This window comes from Herbaspirillum chlorophenolicum (assembly GCF_001189955.1).
Lineage (GTDB): Bacteria > Pseudomonadota > Gammaproteobacteria > Burkholderiales > Burkholderiaceae_D > Herbaspirillum > Herbaspirillum chlorophenolicum.
Window position 1 is genome coordinate 52,818 of the sequence record NZ_LFLT01000017.1, and the last position, 21,169, is coordinate 73,986.

General features: G+C 61.3%; 16 protein-coding genes. 11 read left to right on the top strand and 5 right to left on the bottom strand.

The window, feature by feature from the left end:
* Positions 1-23: 23 nt before the first annotated feature.
* Positions 24-1,358: a cation:dicarboxylate symporter family transporter gene (locus AKL28_RS12340; RefSeq protein ID WP_050468438.1), complete on the bottom strand. Its 1,335-nt coding sequence runs from the start codon at positions 1,356-1,358 to the stop codon at positions 24-26.
* Positions 1,359-1,540: 182 nt separating this feature from the next.
* Here AKL28_RS12340 and AKL28_RS12345 point away from each other — a divergent pair, with 182 nt between their 5' ends.
* Both AKL28_RS12345 and AKL28_RS12350 read left to right on the top strand, forming a co-directional pair.
* Positions 1,541-2,260 carry a GntR family transcriptional regulator gene (locus AKL28_RS12345; protein ID WP_050468439.1) on the top strand — a complete coding sequence of 240 codons (720 nt, stop codon included), beginning with the start codon at positions 1,541-1,543 and terminating at the stop codon, positions 2,258-2,260.
* Positions 2,261-2,619: 359 nt separating this feature from the next.
* Positions 2,620-3,975, top strand: coding sequence for a class-II fumarase/aspartase family protein (locus tag AKL28_RS12350; RefSeq protein WP_050468440.1), 1,356 nt, complete (start codon positions 2,620-2,622; stop codon positions 3,973-3,975).
* Between the two features lie 66 nt (positions 3,976-4,041).
* On the opposite strand, the gene AKL28_RS12355 is transcribed toward AKL28_RS12350, so the two are convergent.
* On the bottom strand, positions 4,042-4,824 hold the full coding sequence (locus AKL28_RS12355) for a 3-hydroxybutyrate dehydrogenase (protein ID WP_050468441.1): 783 nt from the start codon (positions 4,822-4,824) through the stop codon (positions 4,042-4,044).
* Between the two features lie 432 nt (positions 4,825-5,256).
* On the opposite strand from AKL28_RS12355, the gene AKL28_RS12360 reads away from it, so the two are divergent.
* The 6 genes from AKL28_RS12360 to AKL28_RS12385 all read left to right on the top strand — a co-directional run bounded on the left by AKL28_RS12360 (position 5,257) and on the right by AKL28_RS12385 (position 14,881).
* Positions 5,257-6,024 (top strand): GNAT family N-acetyltransferase, encoded by a 768-nt coding sequence (locus tag AKL28_RS12360; protein ID WP_050468442.1) that lies wholly within the window; start codon positions 5,257-5,259, stop codon positions 6,022-6,024.
* The gene (locus AKL28_RS12365) at positions 6,021-6,896 is read left to right on the top strand and encodes a UDP-2,3-diacylglucosamine diphosphatase (protein WP_050468443.1); all 876 of its coding nucleotides are present in this window, start codon (positions 6,021-6,023) and stop codon (positions 6,894-6,896) included. The genes AKL28_RS12360 and AKL28_RS12365 overlap by 4 nt, the downstream gene beginning before the upstream one ends.
* A 28-nt stretch (positions 6,897-6,924) precedes the next feature.
* Complete coding sequence (locus tag AKL28_RS12370; protein ID WP_050468444.1) at positions 6,925-7,974, top strand: glycosyltransferase family 4 protein; 1,050 nt, start codon at positions 6,925-6,927, stop codon at positions 7,972-7,974.
* 367 nt (positions 7,975-8,341) lie between these two features.
* The gene (locus AKL28_RS12375; protein WP_082221469.1) at positions 8,342-10,492 is read left to right on the top strand and encodes a methyl-accepting chemotaxis protein; all 2,151 of its coding nucleotides are present in this window, start codon (positions 8,342-8,344) and stop codon (positions 10,490-10,492) included.
* A gap of 520 nt (positions 10,493-11,012) precedes the next feature.
* The gene (locus AKL28_RS12380; RefSeq protein ID WP_050468445.1) at positions 11,013-12,737 is read left to right on the top strand and encodes a methyl-accepting chemotaxis protein; all 1,725 of its coding nucleotides are present in this window, start codon (positions 11,013-11,015) and stop codon (positions 12,735-12,737) included.
* Between the two features lie 443 nt (positions 12,738-13,180).
* Positions 13,181-14,881: a methyl-accepting chemotaxis protein gene (locus tag AKL28_RS12385; protein ID WP_050468446.1), complete on the top strand. Its 1,701-nt coding sequence runs from the start codon at positions 13,181-13,183 to the stop codon at positions 14,879-14,881.
* Between the two features lie 74 nt (positions 14,882-14,955).
* Here the strand turns inward: AKL28_RS12385 and AKL28_RS12390 are convergent, their stop codons facing one another.
* The 3 genes from AKL28_RS12390 to AKL28_RS24435 all read right to left on the bottom strand — a co-directional run bounded on the left by AKL28_RS12390 (position 14,956) and on the right by AKL28_RS24435 (position 17,895).
* Positions 14,956-15,435: a SixA phosphatase family protein gene (locus tag AKL28_RS12390; RefSeq protein ID WP_050468447.1), complete on the bottom strand. Its 480-nt coding sequence runs from the start codon at positions 15,433-15,435 to the stop codon at positions 14,956-14,958.
* Positions 15,436-15,476: 41 nt separating this feature from the next.
* A complete protein-coding gene (ppk1, locus tag AKL28_RS12395) occupies positions 15,477-17,588 on the bottom strand; it encodes a polyphosphate kinase 1 (protein WP_050468448.1) in 2,112 nt (703 codons plus the stop codon).
* Positions 17,589-17,709: 121 nt separating this feature from the next.
* Positions 17,710-17,895, bottom strand: a complete 186-nt coding sequence (locus AKL28_RS24435; protein WP_156226309.1) for a hypothetical protein — start codon at positions 17,893-17,895, stop codon at positions 17,710-17,712.
* A 108-nt stretch (positions 17,896-18,003) separates the two neighbouring features.
* On the opposite strand from AKL28_RS24435, the gene pstS reads away from it, so the two are divergent.
* From pstS to pstA, 3 genes are all read left to right on the top strand, one after another.
* The gene (gene pstS, locus AKL28_RS12400) at positions 18,004-19,053 is read left to right on the top strand and encodes a phosphate ABC transporter substrate-binding protein PstS (protein ID WP_050468449.1); all 1,050 of its coding nucleotides are present in this window, start codon (positions 18,004-18,006) and stop codon (positions 19,051-19,053) included.
* Between the two features lie 200 nt (positions 19,054-19,253).
* Entirely contained in the window at positions 19,254-20,264 is a 1,011-nt protein-coding gene (gene pstC / locus AKL28_RS12405; protein WP_050468450.1) for a phosphate ABC transporter permease subunit PstC, read from the top strand.
* Positions 20,261-21,160, top strand: a complete 900-nt coding sequence (gene pstA, locus AKL28_RS12410) for a phosphate ABC transporter permease PstA (RefSeq protein WP_050468451.1) — start codon at positions 20,261-20,263, stop codon at positions 21,158-21,160. The genes pstC and pstA overlap by 4 nt, the downstream gene beginning before the upstream one ends.
* Positions 21,161-21,169: the final 9 nt, after the last annotated feature.

Genomic DNA, 21,169 nt, shown 5'->3' on the forward strand with positions numbered 1-21,169 from the left:
CTTTCTTCTGGAATAAGGGGCGATCAGATTGACGCGTTGGCGGGGCGCCCCAGTACACGGGCGTATTCGGCGCGCATCGGCGCGGAATCGAACTCGCCGCAGACCTTGGACACCACCATGGTGGCCACCGCGTTACCCAAGGCGTTACAGATGCACACCGCTTGCGAGGTCAGGCGGTTGATGCCCAGCAGCAGCGGCAGGCCCTCCACCGGCAGCACGCCGGCGGCGGTAACGGTGGCGGCGAACACGATGAAGGTACCGCCCGAGACAGTGGCTGCGCCCTTGGAGGTGATCATCATCAGCGCGATGATGCCCAACTGGTGTTCGAAGGTCAGGTTGATGCCGTAGGCATTGGCCAGGAACAGTACGCACAGCGACATGTAGACCGCGGTGCCGTCGAGGTTGAAGGCGTAGCCGGTAGGCAGCACCAGGCCGACCGACTGCTTGGAGCAGCCGAGTTTCTGCAGCTTGTCGATCAGGCTGGGCAGGGCGCTTTCGGACGAGGCGGTGGCGAACAGCAGCACGATCTCATCCTTGAAGTAGCGCAGGAACAGGAAAATATTGAAGCCGTACAGCCGCATGATGATGCCCATGACGACCACGATCATCAGCGCCAGCGTCGCGTACATCACCAGCAGCAGATAGCCCAGCGAGAGGATGGCCGACATGCCGCTGTTGCCGATGGCGAAGGCGATCGAACCGAAGGCGCCGATCGGAGCCAGCTTCATGATCATGTCGGTGAGCTTGAAGAAGCAGTCCGACATGCCGTGCAGTGCGGCTTCCACGCCATTGCGCTGTTGCGGCTTGAGGGCCAGCACGGCGGCGCCGAACAGCACTGCGATCACCAGGATCTGCAGCAGCGCGCCATCGGCGAAGGCGCCGAAGAAGCTATGCGGGAACATCGACAGCAGGAACTGCGAGAAGGTGGTGCCCGACTTGGCGTACTTGGCCGTGCCGGCGGCGGCCTCGGCAGCGTCAGGCACCAGGTGCAGGTCGGTACCCACACCGGAGAGATTGGCGATCACCATGGCAATCACCAGGATGATGGTAGAGACGATCTCGAAGTAGAGCAGGGCGCGCAGGCCAATGCGGCCCACGCTCTTGAGGTCGCCGGCGGCAGCGATGCCCAGCACCACGTTGAGGAAGACCAGGGGCGCCACGATGGTCTTGATCAGGTTGAGGAAGATGTCGCCCAGCACTTTCATCGGGATGGCTGCCTTGGGTGCGATGAAACCCAGCGCAATGCCGAGCGTGATGCCGACGAAGATCTGCGGGCCCAGCCGGTAGTACCAAGGCTTGCGCTGCACCGGTTTGGATTGGCCGACCGGCGCGTCGCCGGTGGTGGGTGTTGCTGACATGCTGCCTCCTAGTCTGGTTAATATGTACGGACTTTATAATATGTTCGGACTATATTGCCTTTTTTCGAGAGCGTCAACCGCGGCCGCGCAGTTCTTCCGGAAATGCGCCGGGTGTGTCCGCTTGGCAAATAAAGGCGCAGCGGCTACCATGGCGTGGTTCCCAGCCAATCGCCCAAGACCCTATGCAACCGCGCTACGCCGAGCTTGCCCAGCAGCTCATCGATGAAATTTCCACCGGAAAACTCGGCATCGGCGCAGCCCTTCCCAGTGAGATCGAACTGTCGGCGCAATACGGCGTGAGCCGCTCGACCGTACGCTCGGCATTGCAGATGGTGCAGGACCTGGGCCTGATCTCGCGCCGCAAGCGCGCGGGCATTCGCATCGAGGCCTTGAAGCCGCAGCGTCCCTTCGAGCAATCCATTTCGAATGTCGAAGACCTGGTGCAGTTCGCGGCCGTGACCGAGCGCCGTATCCAGGGCATCGACGAGATCGAGAGCGACGCCGCGCTATCGGCTCAGTTGCGCTGCGCGGCCGGCCATCGCTGGTTGCGCGCGGCCATGCTGCGGGTCGATCCGGCCAAGCCGGACGCGCCTATCTGCTGGACCGACGTCTATCTCGACCATTCCGTCGCTTCAGGCATTCGTCGCCAGTTGCGCAAGAGCACCGGGCTGATCTGCGAGGCGGTGGAAGAGAAGTATGGGCGTGTGGTGTCGGAGCTGCAGCAGGAGATCCGGGCGGTAGGCGTGCCTGAGCGCTTTGCCGAGGCGCTGGGGGTAGAGGCGGATTCGCATGCGCTGGAGATTACCCGGCATTACCTTGACCAGGATGGCGAGGTGTTTGAGGTGACGGTGAGTGTTTTTCCGGCTGACCGGTTTACCTACGCGCTGAATTTGAAGCGTTGAGTACGGTGAGCCGGGCCTCTTGCTTCTGTGCTTTCCTCTCTTCCTTCCTTCCTTCCTTCCTTCGTTTTCCCCTCCTTTGCCGTTTCACTCCTTTTTGTTTGGTGTTCCGGCGTCGCGTTGAAATGCATTCGAGCTGAATAGCCGCAAAGCGCGTGCTTAAGCCTGCCCCTGGTTCATTGATGGAGCAGCGCATGCGCAATCGTCTTTAACATTCGTACAACCCCAGCCACGTTCAACTGCACACACAACCCCGGTCCGTTGACATCTCTTCCTGCTCTCTTTATTATGTTCGAACTTATAATAAGTACGTACATAATATTCATGCGCCACGGGCATGGAAAACAAAACAGGACACAGACATGGCAACCACCGTTTTTGATTCTTCCCTTTTCCGCGACATGTTCGGCACCGAGGCGATGCGCGCGGTGTTCGAGGATCGCGCCTACATCACTGCCTGCATCGATGCCGAGACCGCGCTGGCGCGAGCCCAGGCCAAGGTTGGTGTGATCCCGGCCGAGGCGGCGCGGGAGATCACCGCGCTGTCTTCCTATGACAAGCTGGACATTGACCAGTTACGCGCCGAGACCGAGATCGTCGGTTATCCCATCCTGCCCATCGTCAAGCAGATCAGCGCGCAATGCGGCGAAGCCGGCCGTTACGTGCATTGGGGGGCGACTACCCAGGACATCATGGATACCGCCACCATGATCCAGTGCAAGCGCGCCGTGGCGATCATCGAAACCCAGCTCGACGCCGTGCGCGGTGCGCTGAAGAAACTGGCGGTCGAACATGCCGACACCGTCACCGCCGGCCGTACTCACCTGCAGCATGCCCTGCCGGTGACCTTCGGCTTTCGCTGTGCGGTCTGGCTGTCGGCGCTGAACCGCCATGCCGAGCGCCTGCAGCAGTTGAAGCCGCGTGCGCAGATGGTGGAATTCGGCGGCGCCGCCGGCACGCTGGCGTCATTGGGCGAGGGGGACGAGGGCTTGAAGGTGCGCGCGGCCTTTGCCGCCGAACTGGGTTTGTCCAATCCCTCCATTACCTGGCATGTGGCGCGCGACGGCCTGGCCGAGATCGTCTCCACGCTGGCCGCCATCGGCGGTTCGCTGGGCAAGATCGCGATGGATGTGATGATGATGTGCGCCTCCGAATTCGGTGAGCTGGCCGAGCCTTTCGTGCCCGGCCGCGGTGCGTCGTCGACCATGCCGCAGAAACGCAATCCGATTTCCAGCGAGCTGATGTTCGCCGCCGCCAAGATGCTGCGTGAGCGTGCGGCGCTGATGCTGGACGCGCTGATGCACGATTTCGAACGCGCCACCGGTCCCTGGCACCTGGAGTGGAGCGCAGTGCCGGAGAGCTTCCTGCTGGCGGCGGGTTCGTTGCATCAGGCGCATTTCATGCTGAGCGGCCTGACCGTGGATGCCAAGCGCATGCGCCGCAACCTCGACCTGACGGGCGGCCTGATCGTGGCCGAAGCCGTAATGATGGGACTGGCGCAGGCCATCGGCCGCCAGCATGCTCACGATGTGGTCTATGAGGCTTGCAAGGAGGCCATCGAGGAGGGCGAGACCCTGCTGGCGGTTCTGTCGCGCCACCAGGAAATCGTCGCCAAGCTGGGCTTGGACAAGCTGGCGCAGTTGACCGATCCGGCCAACTACCTGGGTGCGGCTGCGGCGATGGCGCGTAGTGTGGCGCAGTCGACGGAACTGGTTTGATGAGCGTCCTCTACGCGTAAAAAAACCGCCCTTCGGGGCGGTTTTTTGTTGGAACAAAGGGCTTCCTTATTGCATATACCAGCCGTGGCTGACCACGACCGACTGGCCGGTCAGCGCGTTGGTCGGGAAGGCGGCCAGGAACACAGCTGTCTGCGCCACGTCCTGGGTGGTGGTGAATTCGCCGTCCACGGTGTCCTTGAGCATGATCTTCTTGACCACGTCGTCTTCGCTGATGCCGAATTCCTTGGCCTGTTCGGGGATCTGCTTTTCCACCAGCGGGGTGCGCACGAAACCGGGACAGATGACGTTGGAGCGGATCTTGTCCTTGGCGCCTTCCTTGGCCACTACCTTGGCCAGGCCCAGCAGGCCGTGCTTGGCGGTGACATAAGGCGCCTTCAGCGGCGAAGCCTCGTGCGAATGCACCGAGCCCATATAGATAATCGAACCGCCGCGGCCTTGCTTGACCATGGCCTTCATCGCCGCGCGCGTGGTCAGGAATGCGCCGTCCAGGTGGATGGCCAGCATCTTGCGCCAGTTGTCGAGCGAGAGGTCGACCACCGGGCTGATGATCTGGATGCCGGCATTGCTGATCAATACGTCCAGTCCGCCGAAGGCGTTGACGGCGTCTTCCACGCCTTTGTTGACTTGCGCCTCGTCGGTGACGTTCATGGCCACGGCCATGGCGGTGCCGCCGGCCTTGGTGATGTCATCGGCGGCGGCGCGGGCGGCGTCCAGCGCGAGGTCGGCGATCACGACCTTGGCGCCTTGCCTGGCGTATTCCTGGGCGATCTCCTTGCCGATGCCGCTGGCCGAACCTGTGATCAGGGCGACTTTATCCTTGAGTAGCATATGTTTCCTTTTATGGTTCGAGTTGATGAACATGCGAAACGAAACTGACATCGTGCTGACAGTCGCGCCTGTGGCGGCGCGGATGCCGGCAGTCAACGAGGCCGGAGAAACTCCTGCACGGCCATTGGCGCGCGCAGCTTGCCATGGAGGCGCCGGACACGATGTCCGGTTCGATGAGGCCTGTGCCGCAAAGTTCAGGGGCTCGCATCCGCGTCCCGGCGCTTTCCTGTATCTCCGAAGCCCGGACGGCACGCAGGTTTCAGGCATCCAATGCCATTCTTCCCGGGTCTCCCGCGCCGTCTTTGTCATGCAATTGTAACGCCGCGCGCGGCGATGTTGTTGCGCCGCCAAAGTTGTTGCATGCGTCATGTGGCTGAAATAATCAATCGTTAGTCTGTGCAGCGTTATCCCATGACCTATAAAGGACGATGCATGAGACTGCTTACCATTCCTGCCGATGCCAATCCGAGTTTCTCCAAGCTGAGCTTGAGCCTCGCGAGCACCCCGGAAGAAGTGCGTGAAGTGCAGCGCTTGCGTTACAAAGTCTTTATCGAAGCCATGAACCTGTCGGCGCTCGCCAACGCCGAAGGCCTCGACAAGGATGAGTTCGACAACTACTGCGACCACCTGATCGTGCGCGACTCCAAGACCCTGAGCGTGGTCGGCACCTACCGCGTGCTCAGCCCGCATGGCGCACGCCGCGCCGGCAAGTTCTACTCGGAGCAGGAATTCGACCTCTCGCGCCTGGACAACATCCGCGGCGTGATCGCCGAAGCCGGCCGTGCATGCATCCACCCCGACTACCGTAGTGGCGGCGTGATCATGATGCTGTGGGCCGGCCTTGCCGCCTACATGCGCAAGGAGCGCTGCGAATACCTGATGGGCTGCGCCAGCGTGAGCCTGGCCGATGGCGGCCACAATGCCGCCGCGCTGTACCACGCGTTCGCCGAAAAGAACATGGCGCCGCCCGACTACCGCGTGGCGCCGCACCTGCCGTTCCCGATCGAAGAGCGCGAGTCCGGCCACGAGCCGCAAGTGCCGCCCCTGCTCAGGGGCTACCTGCGCAGCGGCGCATGGGTATGTGGCGAACCGGCATGGGACCCTGATTTCCACTCGGCCGACTTCTTCCTTCTGTTGCCGCTGTCCAAGCTGGACAACCGCTACGCCCGCCACTACCTGAAGGAAACGAGGACCGCATGAAGCCACGCGAACAGTTCATGGACGATGCCCACGGCCTGTTCGGCGATGCGGCCGATGGTGATGAAAAGCGCGGTCCGCTGCGCTTTCGCACTATCTGGATTTCCGACATCCACCTCGGTACCACGGGCTGCCAGGCCGAGCGCCTGCTGGAGTTCCTGCGTGCCACCGAATCCGACACGCTCTACCTGGTCGGCGACATCATCGACGGCTGGCAGTTGAAGCGCCGCTGGTACTGGGAGCAGAGCCACAACAACGTGGTGCAGACGGTGCTCAAGAAAGCCAAGAAGGGCACCAACGTCATCTTCGTGCCGGGCAACCATGATGAAGTGATCCGCCAGTTCATCGACCTCGATTTCGGCGGCATCAAGATTCGCGACGAGCTGGTGCACGTCACCGCCGACGGCCGCCGCATGCTGGTGCTGCACGGCGACCGTTTCGACGGCGTCATCGCTTGCGCCAAGTGGCTGGCGTATGTCGGCGATTCGCTCTACACCATGATCCTCAAGTTCAACCAGTGGTTCAACAGCTGGCGTGCGCGTGCCGGGCTGCCTTACTGGTCGCTCTCGCAGTACCTGAAGTCCAAGGTCAAGAACGCGGTCAATTACATCTCCTCGTTCGAAGACGCGCTGGCCGACGAGGCCCGGAAGAAGGGCCTGGACGGCGTTATCTGCGGACACATCCACAAGCCGGAAATCCGCGACATCGGCGGCGTCACCTACTGCAACGACGGCGACTGGGTGGAAAGCCTGTCGGCGCTGGTCGAAGAGCCCAGCGGCGAACTGCGCCTGGTGTCGTGGCAGGAAATCATGCAGCTCAAGAAGGCCGGAAAAACCAAGGCTGCGGCCAAGGACAAGGATCTGGTTCTTGCCTGAAGCGCACCTTCAACATGTTCTAAGTTTTATGCGCATTGCCATTATCAGCGACGCGGGCGAACCGCAAGTCAACGGAGTCGTCAACACCTTGCGCTCCACCGTGCGCTGCCTGCGCGCGGCGGGGCACGAAGTGCTGATGCTCACGCCACGCGATTTCCGTACATTCGCTTGCCCCACCTATCCGGAAATCCGCCTGGCTTATCAGCCTTACGCACGCATCACCGAGGCGCTGGAACGTTTCCATCCCGATTGCATCCACATCGCCACCGAAGGGCCGATGGGGCTGGCGGCGCGCCGCTATTGCGTGCGCCACAAGCTTAACTTCACCACGGCTTACCACACCCGGTTCCCGGAATACCTGGCGGCCCGCAAGCTGCTGCCCAAGGCCATTACCTATCGCCTGCTGCGCTGGTTCCATGGCCGTTCGCAGGCAGTGATGGTGCCCACGCCGGCGATGAAGCTGGCGCTGGAGGAGCAGGGTTTTCGCAACGTTGTGCTGTGGGGGCGCGGCGTCGATACCGTGCATTTCCGCCCGGCGGCTGAAGACCACGCCTGCATCGAGCGTCCGCTGTTCCTGTATGTCGGCCGAGTGGCGGTGGAAAAGAATATCGAATCCTTCCTCAAGCTGGACCTGCCCGGCACCAAGTGGGTGGTGGGCGATGGCCCGCAGTACGAAGAGCTGTCGCAGCGCTATCCCAAGGTGCGCTTCCTTGGCGCCAAGGGGCATGACGAGCTGCCGGCTTACTACAACTGCGCCGATGCCTTCGTGTTCCCCAGCAAGACCGATACCTTCGGGCTGGTGTTGCTGGAAGCGATGGCCTGCGGTATCCCGGTCGCTGCCTATCCGGTGGAGGGGCCGATCGACGTGGTCGATAATGGCGTCTCCGGCGTGCTGAAGAACGATCTGAAGCAGGCCTGCCTGCAGGCGCTTCGGCTGGACAAGGATGTGGTGCGCTCCCATGCCGAACGCCGTTCGTGGGAGTCGGCGACGCAGCAGTTCCTGCAGCACCTGCACCATGTGCATCTTCCCGAACCGCTGAAGGTAGCTGTCATCGAGCCGGCGCGCGAGTCGCGCTGAGGTCTGTCTGACCGCCGGCCCACTGGGTTGTCCTGGTGGGTGGGGCGCTTCTTGGGACGATATGGATCGTCTCGTCTCTTTGTCCGCAAAACATTGCAGTAAAGGCAATGATGCCTTTGCGTGGCATCGTCTGCCGCAGATGCGGCCTCGCCGTTCCAGCTCTGCGTTTCCCCCCGATTAATGTTCCGGCGCCGGCAAGTGTTTTCGCTTGCCGGCCTTGCCATTGGAACGGAATTTGCTAAAACTGAAACGGCTGTCTGCCCATTTGAGTTTTTGACGGCGCGAAGCAATAGAAATACTAAAAAAACAAGGGAAGAGAAACCATCCGCGTAAGCGGTTATTTCAATATCTCGTGAGGGGGAATGTGATGAAACGTTTGCTTGCCAACCTGATGCTTTGGCAGAAGTTCGCTTTGCTGGGCGGAATCGCCCTGATCCTGTTCGGCGTGCCCACCACGCTGTTTGTCCGCAGCACCGAGCAAGTGATCGCCTTCAAGAAGATGGAAATCGAAGGTGTCGAACCGGTGCGCCGCCTGCTGCGCAGCGTGCAACTGGTACAGCAGCATCGCGGCATGTCGGCGGTGCTGCTCAGTGGCGATGCCGCGATGGCATCCGCCCGTGAAAGCAAGGCGCAGGAGGTCGACAAGGCACTGCAAGCGCTGGCAGACGGTTTGCACGAGGTGATGCGGGATGATGGCAAGGCAGAAAATGCCTTCAAGTCGCAGCAGGCCGCCTGGGTCAAGCTACGCGATGCCATCGCGGGTAAAGGCATCACCGCTCCGGACAGTTTTGCCGGCCATAGCGCGATCATCGCCGGCCTGTTCGAACTCAATGAGCGGATGCTGGACTACTTTAAATACAGTACCGACCCCGATTTCGACAGCACGCAACTGATCAATGCGGCCTTCGTTTCCATGCCGGGCCTGACCGAAGATCTTGGGCGCGCCCGTGCGCGCGGCGCCGCTTTGCTGATCAAGAAAGACATCAAGCGCGAAGACCGGCTGGAACTGGTCGCGATGCTGGAACGCGCGCAGGATCGTTTGAACTCCGCGCAGAAGTACTTTGCCAAGGCAGTGGAGGCCAATCCCTCGCTGAAAGATAAACTGGGCGCGACCTTCGACACGGCCAATCGCGGCGGCAACAGCGTTATCAAGCTGGCGCGCGAACAGGTACTGCTGCCGCAGGAAGTGACCTACGCATCGGATGCCTACTTCAAGGAGTTCACCGCTGCGATCGATGAGCAGTTCAAGGCGATCGGGCAGGTGACGGAAGTGCTTGCCGCCCAGTTGGATGCGCAGAATCAGACCCTGCGCCGCAACCAGATGGTGGTGCTCGGCTCGATCCTGCTGCTGGCGCTGGCTGCGGCCTGGTTCGGGGTGCTGATCACGCGTTCGGTCACGGCTCCCATCCAGGAGTCGGTGGGCATGGCCAAGCGCGTGGCGGCTTGCGACCTCACTGCGCGCAGCGGGGCGCGGGGGCGCGACGAGTCGGCGCAGTTGCTGGGTTCGCTCAACGAGATGACCGGCAGCCTTGGCGGCATCGTCGGCAATGTGCGCTCCAGCATCGACGTCATCCAGATTGCCTCGCGCGAGATCGCCACCGGCAACGCCGACCTGTCGCGCCGCACCGAATCGCAGGCGTCCAGCCTGGAAGAGACTGCCAGCGCCATGGAGGAGCTGACGTCTACCGTCCAGCAGAATGCCGAGAATGCGCGAGAGGCCAACCAATTGGCCAGTTCCGCTTCGCAGCTGGCCGTGCGCGGCGGCGATGTGGTCGGCAGCGTGGTGCAGACCATGGGCGCCATCAAGGACAGTTCCAACCGCATCGTCGACATCATCAGCGTGATCGACGGTATCGCCTTCCAGACCAATATCCTGGCCCTGAACGCCGCGGTGGAGGCGGCCCGTGCGGGCGAGCAGGGCCGCGGTTTCGCCGTGGTGGCGTCCGAAGTGCGTTCGCTGGCGCAGCGCAGCGCCACGGCGGCCAAGGAAATCAAGGAACTGATCGGCGATTCGGTACAAAAGGTGGACACCGGCGGCAAACTGGTCGACGAAGCCGGCATCACCATGGGGGAGATCGTGAATTCGGTGCGCCAGGTGGCAGGCATCATGAGCGAAATCACCTCGGCCAGCCAGGAGCAGAGCACCGGTATCGCCCAGGTCAATGATGCGATCACGCAGATGGAATCCATTACCCAGCAGAATGCCGCGCTGGTGGAGGAGGCCGCCGCTGCGGCGGAAAGCCTGCAAAAGCAGGCAGAGCTGCTATGGGATACGGTCAGTGTGTTCAAGATGGGCGACACCGAACCGGTAAGCATGGCTGCACCGGCAGTGCAGCCGCGCAAGGCAGTTGTCCCGGCTGCGGTGGCTGCGCCGCGCAAGCCGGCATTGAAAACTGTTCCCCGGACGGTGTCGCCCGCCAAGCCTGTTGCCAAGATGGCGCTGCAACATACCGATGCGCCTAAACCCGCCAAGGTAGCCAAGGCCGGAGGCGATGCCAACGATTGGGAGGAATTCTGATGGATTGGCGGGGGGCGCATTGCAGGAATGGCAATGCGCTGTGTGGAGGCATGACGAGGTACCTGGCATGCGCATTTTTTTCCGTAGCGAGGGCTACGTGAAGAGGCGCATGCCCTTATTCGGGGCGTCTGCCCCGAATTGAACAAACTATGCAAAAGTCACATAAATGCATGCCGACAAAGCATTTGCTGGCGACTGGAGCGTCTTCTAAGATGCGGCACGTCGGTTCGTCATAACAATATGCCGTTGCCAGTTGCAACGGCGCACATTGCCAGCCTGGGCTGGGTTCCGGTTAAATTATTCAGATAAAAACAAGATGCTCGCTGCGCGGCCGCCGGTTTTCGGCTTGCCGCCTGTTGTCGTATGCCTTGGTTCGTGTCGCTTGCTGGATGGTGGGAAGGCAGGCATGAATCATGCTGGTTGGCATGCATGGGGGAAAGAAAAGAGGGGCACGCCGGTACGCCGCCATCGGATCGATGCCTGCAATACAGTGGTTGTTCTAACAGGGAAGAACACATTCATGATCCAAAATCTCAAGATCGGCACACGCCTTGCATTCGGCTTTTGCCTCATCCTTCTGTGCGCGACCGCGATCCTCCTGATCGGCTTGTGGCGCATGGCCGAACTGGAAACCAGCAGCGAATACGTGATTGATAAAAAGGTGGCCGGCATGACCACCGCGATGAATATGCGCGAGTCCGGCAGCCAGCTGGCGCTGGCGTTGCGCAAGGTGGTGACGCCTACCGACGCCGCCGAGGGCACGGTCGAGAATGAACACCTGACCAAGATCCTGCAAGCGTATGCCGGCTTCGAAGGCCAGTTGACCGCGCTGTCGAGCAACGGCCGCGGCAAGGAGTTGCTGGATGCGGCGGTGGCGGAGCGCAAGAAGCTGTTCCCCATTGTCGAGACCATTCGCGGGCAAGTCGGCAGCGGCAATTATTTCGATGCGGCGCAATTGTTGAAGAGCGATTTTTTGCCTGCCCATGAAAAATGGATGGCCAGTGTGGCCGCGCTGGCGGTCTACCAGCAAGACGACATGAATGCCGCCCACGCTGACGCCAAGGAAAGTTACCGCAAGGCGCAGATCGGCATGCTGGTGATCGGTGTGCTGACGCTGGGACTGGGATTCTTCTTCACCTTCGTGATTACCCGCTCCATCGTCAACCCGTTGAAGCGTGCCGGCAATATCGCCGAAACCATCTCCAGCGGCGACCTGACGCAGGATTTCCATGACAAGGGCCGCGATGAGGCGGCGATGCTGGTCAATGCGCTGGGGGCGATGCAGTCCAATCTGGCCGTCACCTTGAACGACGTGAAGGAAAGTGCGGCCATCATCGCCGTGGCCTCGCATGAGATTGCGCGCGGCAACGTCGACTTGTCCAACCGTACCGAGTCGCAGGCTTCCAGCCTGGAAGAAACCGCAAGCTCGATGGAACAGCTGACCTCGACCGTGCAGCAAAACGCCGAGAATGCGCGCCAGGCCAACCAGTTGGTGGTGTCGGCGTCGGACTTTGCGACCAAGGGCGGGCGCGTGGTTGGCGATGTGGTGGAAACCATGGGCTCGATCAAGGAAAGCTCGCGCAAGATCGTCGACATCATCGGCGTGATCGACAGCATCGCATTCCAGACCAATATCCTGGCACTGAACGCTGCGGTGGAAGCCGCGCGAGCCGGCGAACAGGGCCGCGGCTTTGCGGTGGTGGCTTCCGAAGTGCGTTCGCTGGCCCAGCGCTCGGCGACTGCGGCCAAGGAAATCAAGGGCCTGATCAGTGATTCGGTGGATAAGGTTGATGCCGGCGGCAAGCTGGTCGATGAAGCCGGCACGACAATGAGCGAGATCGTGACCTCGGTCAAGCACGTGGCCGATATCATGGGCGAAATCACCGCCGCCAGCCAGGAGCAGAGCGCCGGCATTGCCGAAGTCAATCACGCGATCGCGCAGATCGATGAGATCACCCAGCAGAACGCCGCTCTGGTGGAGCAGGCTGCGGCGGCCGCCGAGAGCTTGCAGGAGCAGTCCGATGTGCTGGCCCAGGCGGTTGCCATCTTCAAGCTGAAGCTGGGGGAGCAAGCAATCTCTGGCGCCAGTGCGCCGTTGGCTGCCATGCCGATGCGTCCGGTGAATCCGCCAGCCGCCATCGATGTGGCCGCCAAGCCAGTCAAGCCGGTTGCCAGCTTGCCGCCTGCTGCGCCGGCCCGCAAACCGGGACAGGTGATCCGCGACGATGAGTTCGAAGAGTTCTGATCTGTTTGCATGTCAAAACACCAAGTCATTGCGCGCCATCGCGCGGCGGCAAAGGTGTAAAAAAAGTTAAATCAAAATCAATGGATGTTGAAAGCGCTGCAAGCTTCTAGCTGCAGCGCTTTTTTTCTGTCCGGGCCGATGGGCAGGCGGAGCGCCGGACACTGAAGATTCCTGAAATGTTGCCGTTAAGATAGAACAGCCAATGGCGCGTTCTTTGCATGGATGCATCAAGGGGAGCGCGCTTAGCCAGAGCCGGTTCATGTCGAATCCGGACGCAAGCTTCCAAGAGCTGCCAGCAGGCGTGGATTTCATCTGAACAGGCCTTGAAGATTCGAGCACCATGTCCTGGGAGAGCAGAGCTTGTCCTTCGTGCGTTATAGGCGCTCTTTGGGTTGTAGCGCGGCTTGCCGCGTTTTTTCTCATCCACCAGAACACTGTCTCCTATGTCCTTCAAAAATATTTCTATAAAAGCACGGCTCGCCATCGCCATCTTTATCCTGTCGCTATTGCTGGTTGCGATCGGAACCGCCGGGCTGCTCGGCATGTCGGCCGCTGTCAGCATCAGCCGCGAACTCACGGAAGAACGCATTCCCAAGACCGTTGCCGCCGATAATGTCCTGATCTGGATCGGCCGCCAGCGCACCTCGCTGGACCAGGCCGCGATGACCGATGACCCGGCCTGGGCCGAGCGCATGTTCGGCATGGATGCCAACGGCCGCAAGGAAGCGCTGAACTGGTGGGCCAAGTACACCGCGCTGCCGCAGACCGAAGAGGGCAAGGTGCTGGTGCAGAAGGTCTCGGACGGCATCGAAAAAACCGAGCAGGCGCTGGTCAAGTTCGCCGAAGTCATCAAGACCGGCGACCGCAAGGCCATCGGCGACCAGGCGCGCCAGGTCGGCACCATCTACACCGCCATGCAGGGCGACGGCCAGGCATTGAGCAAGTATGAAAGCGAGCAGGCCGAACATAGCCTGGCCGTTTCCAACCGCCGTTATGAGGCGTCGCGCACCTTTTCCATTGTGGCGATCGCGCTTGGCCTGATCCTGGCGCTGTATAGCTGGCTGTCGCTGCGGCGTGCCATCGCCGAACCCATGCGTCGCGCGCTCCAGCACTTCGGCGCCATCGCTGACGGCGACCTGACCCAGCAGGTGCACGTACACTCGAAGGACGAGATGGGCCAGTTGCTGGAAGGCCTGTCGCATATGCAGGAAAACCTGTCGCGCACCGTGCGCGCGGTGCGCAGCGGCAGCGATGCCATCGCTACCGCTACCCGTGAGATCGCCTCGGGCAACCTCGACCTTTCTTCCCGTACCGAGCAGCAGGCGGCTTCGCTGGAAGAGACCGCTTCCAGCATGGAACAACTGACCAGCACCGTGAAGCACAATGCCGATAACGCCCGCCAGGCCTCGACGCTGGCGGTCAACGCCTCGACCATTGCATCCGACGGCAACGCCGTGGTCGGCCGCGTGGTGCAGACCATGGAAGAGATCCGCGAGAGTTCCACCAAGATCACCGACATCGTCAGCATCATCGATGGCATCGCTTTCCAGACCAACATCCTGGCGCTGAACGCCGCAGTGGAAGCGGCGCGCGCCGGCGAGCAGGGCCGCGGCTTTGCGGTGGTGGCCACGGAAGTGCGCGCGCTGGCGCAACGTTCTTCCAGTGCCGCCAAGGAGATCAAGGAATTGATCATGCTGTCAGTGGATCGTGTGCAGGCCGGTTCCGAACTGGCTGGCCAGGCCGGTACCACCATGAGCGACGTGATCAATGCGGTGCAGCGCGTGACCGACATCATGGGCGAAATTTCGGCCGCCTCCAGCGAACAGAGCGCCGGCATTGGCCAGGTGTCGCGCGCGGTATCGCAGATGGATGAAGCCACCCAGCAAAACGCTGCATTGGTGGAAGAAGCCAGCGCTGCCGCCAAGGCGTTGGAACAACAGGCACAGAGCTTGATGCAGGAAGTGTCGATCTTCCGTATCGACGGCAGCCAGGCTTCGCATGCCTACGTCGCGCCGGCGACGGTTCCTGTGGCCGCCAAGCCGCAACCGGCACGCCCTGCGGCAAAGCCGGTGGCCAAGCCTGTCTCCAGGCCGGCGCGCAGTGCGCCGCCGTCGGACGATGGCGACGAATGGGAGACCTTTTAAGCGCTCGGCTGCATGGTTTGTTTGCATGCGAAACGGCCCGGTTGGATGACCGGGCCGTTTTTTTATTTGCCAGTTCAGCGAGAGTGGTGCTTGCCCGAGCTGGCGATCAGTTCCGGCGCGATGACCGCCTTGAGGTAGCTGGTGGTAATGTCGCCGCGTTCGCGCTGGGCGATCCACCAGACGTTGGCCTTGCGCAGCGACCATTCCTGCGGCTGGCCGCAGATCAACTGCGAAGCCACCAGGCCCAGGGTCGGCTGGTGGCCGATGATGAGTACCGGTTCGCGGCTGTCGGGCCAGTTGGCCGCGCGCAGCAGATCCTCTGCCGACTTGTCGGGCGCCAGTTCCGGGTGTACCCGGTACTTGCGTCCCAGCGCCTCGACCGTTTGCAGCGTGCGGGTGGCCGGGCTGACCAGGATACGGCAGCTTTCCGGCAGGTTGCGGTCCAGCCAGTCGGCGATCTTGCCAGCCTGCTTGTGTCCTTTGGGCGTCAGGGCACGGCCTTCGTCGGGTTCGCCCAATTCCGCTTCCGCATGCCGCCACAAAATCAAATCCATCTCAGGCTCCTGTCTGTTTAGCGTATGGCCCGGGGTGGGCTTCATTCTTCCGGCAATGTGGCCGGAATGCCTAACGTGGTCATCAGGTGCTGCTGTGCGCTGAAAGTATGCTGCTTGTTGCGTGCCTTCTTCAAGGTATAGACGCCATTGGCATCCAGGTGCCAGGAATTGGTGTTGTCTTTCAAATACGGATTCAGGCCTTCGGTGATCACACGTTTCTTGAGCGCCTTGTCCAGTACCGGGAATGCGACTTCGATGCGGCGGAACAGGTTGCGGTTCATCCAGTCGGCGCTGGCCAGGTAGACATCGTGCGCCAGGTCGTTGCGGAAGTAATAGATGCGCGAGTGTTCCAGGTAGCGGCCGATGATGGAACGTACCTTGATGTTTTCCGACAGGCCGGGTACGCCCGGACGCAGCGCGCAGGCGCCGCGCACGATCAGGTCGATCTTGACGCCGTCGCTTGATGCCGCATACAGCGCGCGGATCACCGATTCGTCCAATAGCGCGTTCATCTTGGCGATGATGCGCGCCGGACGGCCTTCGCGTGCAATCTGCGCCTCGTTGCGGATGGCGCGGATGATTTCCTTTTGCAGCGAGAACGGCGCCAGCCACAGGTGCGTGAGGTGGCGCGGCTTGGTCAGGCTGGTCAGGTGGATGAACACTTCGTTGACTTCGGCGGTGAGTTCCTGGTTGGAGGTCAGCAGGCCGAAGTCGGTATAGAACTTGGTGGTGGTGGGGTGGTAGTTGCCGGTGCCCAGGTGGGCGTAGAAGCGCAGCACCTGCTCTTCGCGGCGGATCACCAGCGCCAGCTTGGCGTGCGTCTTCAGGCCGACCACGCCGTACACCACCTGGGCGCCGGCCTGTTCCAGCTTGACCGCCCAGTTGATGTTGGCCTCTTCATCGAAGCGCGCCATCAACTCCACGATCACCGTCACTTCCTTGCCGTGCTGGGCGGCGTAGATCAGGGCCTCCATCAGGTCCGAGTTCATGCCGGTACGGTAGATGGTCTGCTTGATCGCCACCACGTTCGGGTCGTGCGCGGCGGTGCGGATGAAGTCGACCACCGGCTGGAAGGACTGGAAGGGGTGGTGCAGCAGCACGTCCTTCTTGTCGAGCACCCGGAAGATGTTGTCGCTGATCAGCAGGTGCGGCAGGGTGGGCGAGAAGGGCGGGAAACGCAGCTCTTGCTGGTTCACCAGATTGGCGATCTCGCCCAGGCGCACCATGTTCACCGGCCCTTCGACCGCGTACAGGCGGTTGCGCTCGATGTTGAACTGGTTCAGCAGGAACTGGGCCAGGTGCTCGGGGCAGTTGCTGGCCACTTCCAGCCGCACGGCCACGCCGAATTGCCGGCTTTGCAGTTCCGTCTCCAGCGCCTGGCGCAGGTTCTTCACTTCTTCTTCGTCCACCCACAGGTCGCTGTTGCGGGTCACGCGGAATTGCGAATACGCGGTGATCTCGCGCCCCGGGAACAGTTCGGCGATATGCGCGTGGATGACCGAAGAGAGCAGGCAGAACGAAGCCGCACCCTTGGCCGACAAGTGCTCCGGCAGGCGGATCACGCGCGGCAGTACGCGCGGCGCCTTGACGATGACCACGCCGGTGCCGCGCCCGAAGGCGTCCTTGCCGGACAGTTCGATGATGAAGTTCAGGCTTTTGTTGACCACCTGCGGGAACGGGTGGGCCGGGTCCAGGCCGATGGGCGTGAGCAGCGGGCGCACATTCTGCTCGAAGTAGCCTTTCACCCAGGCGCGCTGGGCTTCGTTGCGGTCTTCGTGGCGCAGCAGGTGGATGCCGTTGGCGGCCAGCTGCGGCAGGATCTCGTCGTTGAGCACCTGGTATTGGCGCGACACGATGCGGTGGCATTCGACGCTGGTGCGTTCGAGCGCGGCGCGCAGTTCGGGCGGATCGATATTTTCGCCCTCGATGCGGTTGGCCAGCAGGCTGGCGATGCGCACTTCAAAGAATTCGTCGAGGTTGCTGCTGCAGATGCACAGGTAGCGCAGCCGCTCCAGCAGCGGTACGGCGGGATCTTCGGCTTGGGCCAGCACGCGGCGGTTGAACGCCAGCTGCGACAGTTCGCGGTTGAGATAGATCGTACTGGAGGGAAGTTCAGGTAGGTCTCTGGTTTCCGGTTTTGCTTTTCTGGTCATTCAATGTTCCCTGTCCATCCTTGTTTTCCGGGCAGTGTATTTAGGATGTATGACGAGTTTATGACAACTTCCCTGAACATTTGTCACAGAATTTCCCTGGAAGTGGCTACGACGATTGTTGTCATATGGTTATTTTTTGAAAAAATGCCTTCCAGTCATCTTTTTCCATCAAGGCACCGTGCCGCGCCGGTACGGCATTTCCGCGCTGTTTCATCGTTTGGCGCTCCTTTCCGGCCTTGCCATGCCGGGCTGCCATTCCAGGATTTGTACAAATTTCCCTCTGGGCTTCATGACAGGTCTCCGTCATAAACTCGTCACATTTGCTGGTTAAAGTTCGCCCTGTCCCAGAAGTGCATCCCACCAATCGTGATGTCTCAGTGACACTCAATCTCTCAAATACATAGGAGTATCAGAAATGGGGTTTAACCAACTGATTAAATCTGTTGCAGTCGCCGTCGCCGGCACCTTCGTGTTCAGCGGCGCAGTGCATGCAGCAGAAATCACCGGCGCAGGCGCCTCCTTCCCGTACCCGATCTACGCCAAGTGGGCGGAACTGTACAAGGCAGCTACCGGCAACAGCCTGAACTACCAGTCGATCGGCTCGGGCGGCGGCATCAAGCAAATCAAGGCCAAGACCGTCGACTTCGGCGCATCGGATGCTCCCCTGAAGCAGGAAGAACTGGCTGAAGCCGGCCTGACCCAATTCCCGGCAGTCGTCGGCGGCGTGGTCCCGGTCATCAACCTGGACGGCATCACCCCAGGCCAAGTGAAGCTGTCCGGCCATGTGCTGGGCGACATCTACTCCGGCAAGATCACCAAGTGGAACGCTGCTGAAATCGTCGCCCTGAACCCAGGCATGAAGCTGCCGGCCGATGACATCACCGTGGTCTACCGTTCGGACGCTTCGGGCACCTCGTACGTGTTCACCAGCTACCTGTCGAAGGCCAACGATGACTTCAAGGGCAAGGTTGGCGCAGGCACGGCCGTGAAGTGGCCGACCGGCGTGGGCGGCAAGGGTAACGAAGGCGTCGCTGCCAACGTGCAAAAGGTCAAGGGCGCAATCGGCTACGTCGAATACGCTTACGTGAAGAAGAACAAGCTGAACTTCACCCAACTGAAGAACAAGGACGGCGTTTTCGTGTCGCCTGACGACGAATCCTTCAAGGCCGCTACCGCCGCCGGCGACTGGGCCAAGACCCCGGGCTTCGCTGTCGACTTCACTGATGCAGCCGGCAAGGCTTCGTGGCCGATCTCCAGCGCTACCTTCATCCTGCTGCACAAGGAACAGGCTGGCGATGGCGGCAAGGGCAAGGAAGTCCTGAAGTTCTTCGACTGGGCGTACAAGAACGGCGCCAAGTCCGCATCGGAACTGGACTACGTCCCGCTGCCGGCTTCGGTCACCAAGCTGGTGGAAGACTCCTGGAAGGCCAACCTCAAGGACAGCAGCGGCAAGGCGATCTGGTAATCGCCTTATCACTGAACCCTTGATGGGATGCCGCAAGGCATCCCTGCCAGGACAGCTGAAAAGCTGAAAAGAAAGCTTCTTCCAACGAAGCACACGGGCCATCGCGGCGAGAACGAGCAACTCTGGGTAGCAGAGCATTCGCAGCGATGGCCCGTTTTAATGGTGAATTCAAAATGAGCGCAAATTACCCCGCTACGGCTATGTCGAATTCCGAAGTAAAAAAATCCGCGGCAGATACTGAAAGTGCGCAGGCCGCGCACGAACGGCTGTTGGCCGTCATGCGCAGGCAACGACTGCAAGATTTCCTGTTCCACAAGCTCACCCTCATCTTCGCACTGACCGTGCTGCTGATGCTGGGCGGCATCATCGTTTCCCTCTTCATCGGCGCCTGGCCGGCCTTCCATGAGTTTGGCCCGGGCTTCATCACACGGGTCGAATGGGACCCGACCAATGACCAGTACGGCGCCATGATCGCCATCGTCGGCACGTTGTCGACGTCGATCATTGCGTTGCTGATCGCTTTTCCGGTGAGCTTCGGCATCGCCCTGTTCCTGACCGAAATCTGCCCCGCCAGGCTGCGTCGTCCGCTGGGCACCGCAGTCGAACTGCTGGCCGGCGTGCCCAGCATCATCTACGGCATGTGGGGTTTGTTTGTGTTCGCACCGCTGTTCTCGGAATACGGCCAGCCCTTCCTGAAGGCGACGCTGGGCCAGATCCCCGGCCTGGGCGTGCTGTTCTCCGGCCCGACCATGGGTATCGGCATCCTGACCGCAGGCCTGATCCTGTCGGTGATGATCATCCCGTTCATCTCTTCGGTCATGCGCGACGTGTTCGAAGTGGTGCCGGCCGTGCTCAAGGAATCGGCTTACGGCCTGGGCTGCACCCGCTGGGAAGTGGTGCGCAAGGTGGTGCTGCCGTACACCAAGACCGGTGTGGTCGGCGGCGTGATGCTGGGCCTGGGCCGCGCGCTGGGCGAGACCATGGCCGTCACCTTCGTGATCGGCAACTCGCACCGCTTGTCCTGGTCGCTGTTCTCGGCCGGTAACAGTATCGCCTCCACGCTGGCCAATGAAATCGCCGAAGCGTCCAGCAGGCTGCACGTCTCCTCGCTGTTTGCGCTGGGCTTGATCCTGTTCGTCATCACATTTATCGTCCTGTCCGCGGCCAAGATCATGCTGATGGGCATGACCCGCAAGGAAGGTGCCAAATGAGCCAAGCCAATCAAGTGACCGCAACCGGCGGCATCGACAACCCGGAGGCAATGAATCCGGTGTACCGCCGCCGCCTGTTCCAGCATCGCATCGGTATGCTGTTCTCCTTCCTGGCGATGGGCCTGGGCCTGTTCGTGCTGGCCTGGATCCTGCTGACCCTGGTAATCAAGGGTGTGGCAGCGCTCAATTTCGGCCTGCTGACTGAAAATACCCCGGGTCCCGGCGGCGACGGCGGCGGTTTGCTGAACCCTATCGTCGGCAGCCTGCTGATGGTCGGCATCAGTACCCTGATCAGCACCCCGATCGGCATCCTGGCCGGCGTCTACCTGGCCGAATACGGCGAAGAGAGCAAGCTGGCCCAGGTGACCCGCTTCGTGACCGACATCATGCTGTCGGCCCCGTCCATCGTCATCGGCCTGTTCATCTATGCGATCTACGTTGCCAACGTCGGCCACTTTTCGGGCTGGGCCGGTACTTTCGCCATTTCGCTGATCGCCATCCCGGTGGTTGTGCGTACCACCGACAACATGCTTAAGCTGGTTCCCAGCGGCCTGCGTGAAGCCGCCTTCGCACTCGGCGCCCCACGCTGGAAAGTCGCCGTGATCGTGCGCTTGCGCGCCGTCAAGGCCGGCGTGGTGACCGGGGTGCTGCTGGCGGTGGCCCGTATTTCGGGCGAGACTGCGCCACTGCTGTTCACCGCACTCAACAACCAGTTCTTCAGCACCAACATGAACCGTCCGATCGCCAACTTGCCGGTGGTGATCAACCAGTTCGCGATGAGCCCGTACGACAACTGGGTCTCGCTGGCCTGGGGCGGGGCGCTGCTGATCACCTTCAGCGTGCTGCTGCTCAACGTGCTGTCTCGTACCCTGTTCAAGCAACAAATCCCCGGCTAATTTTTCAAG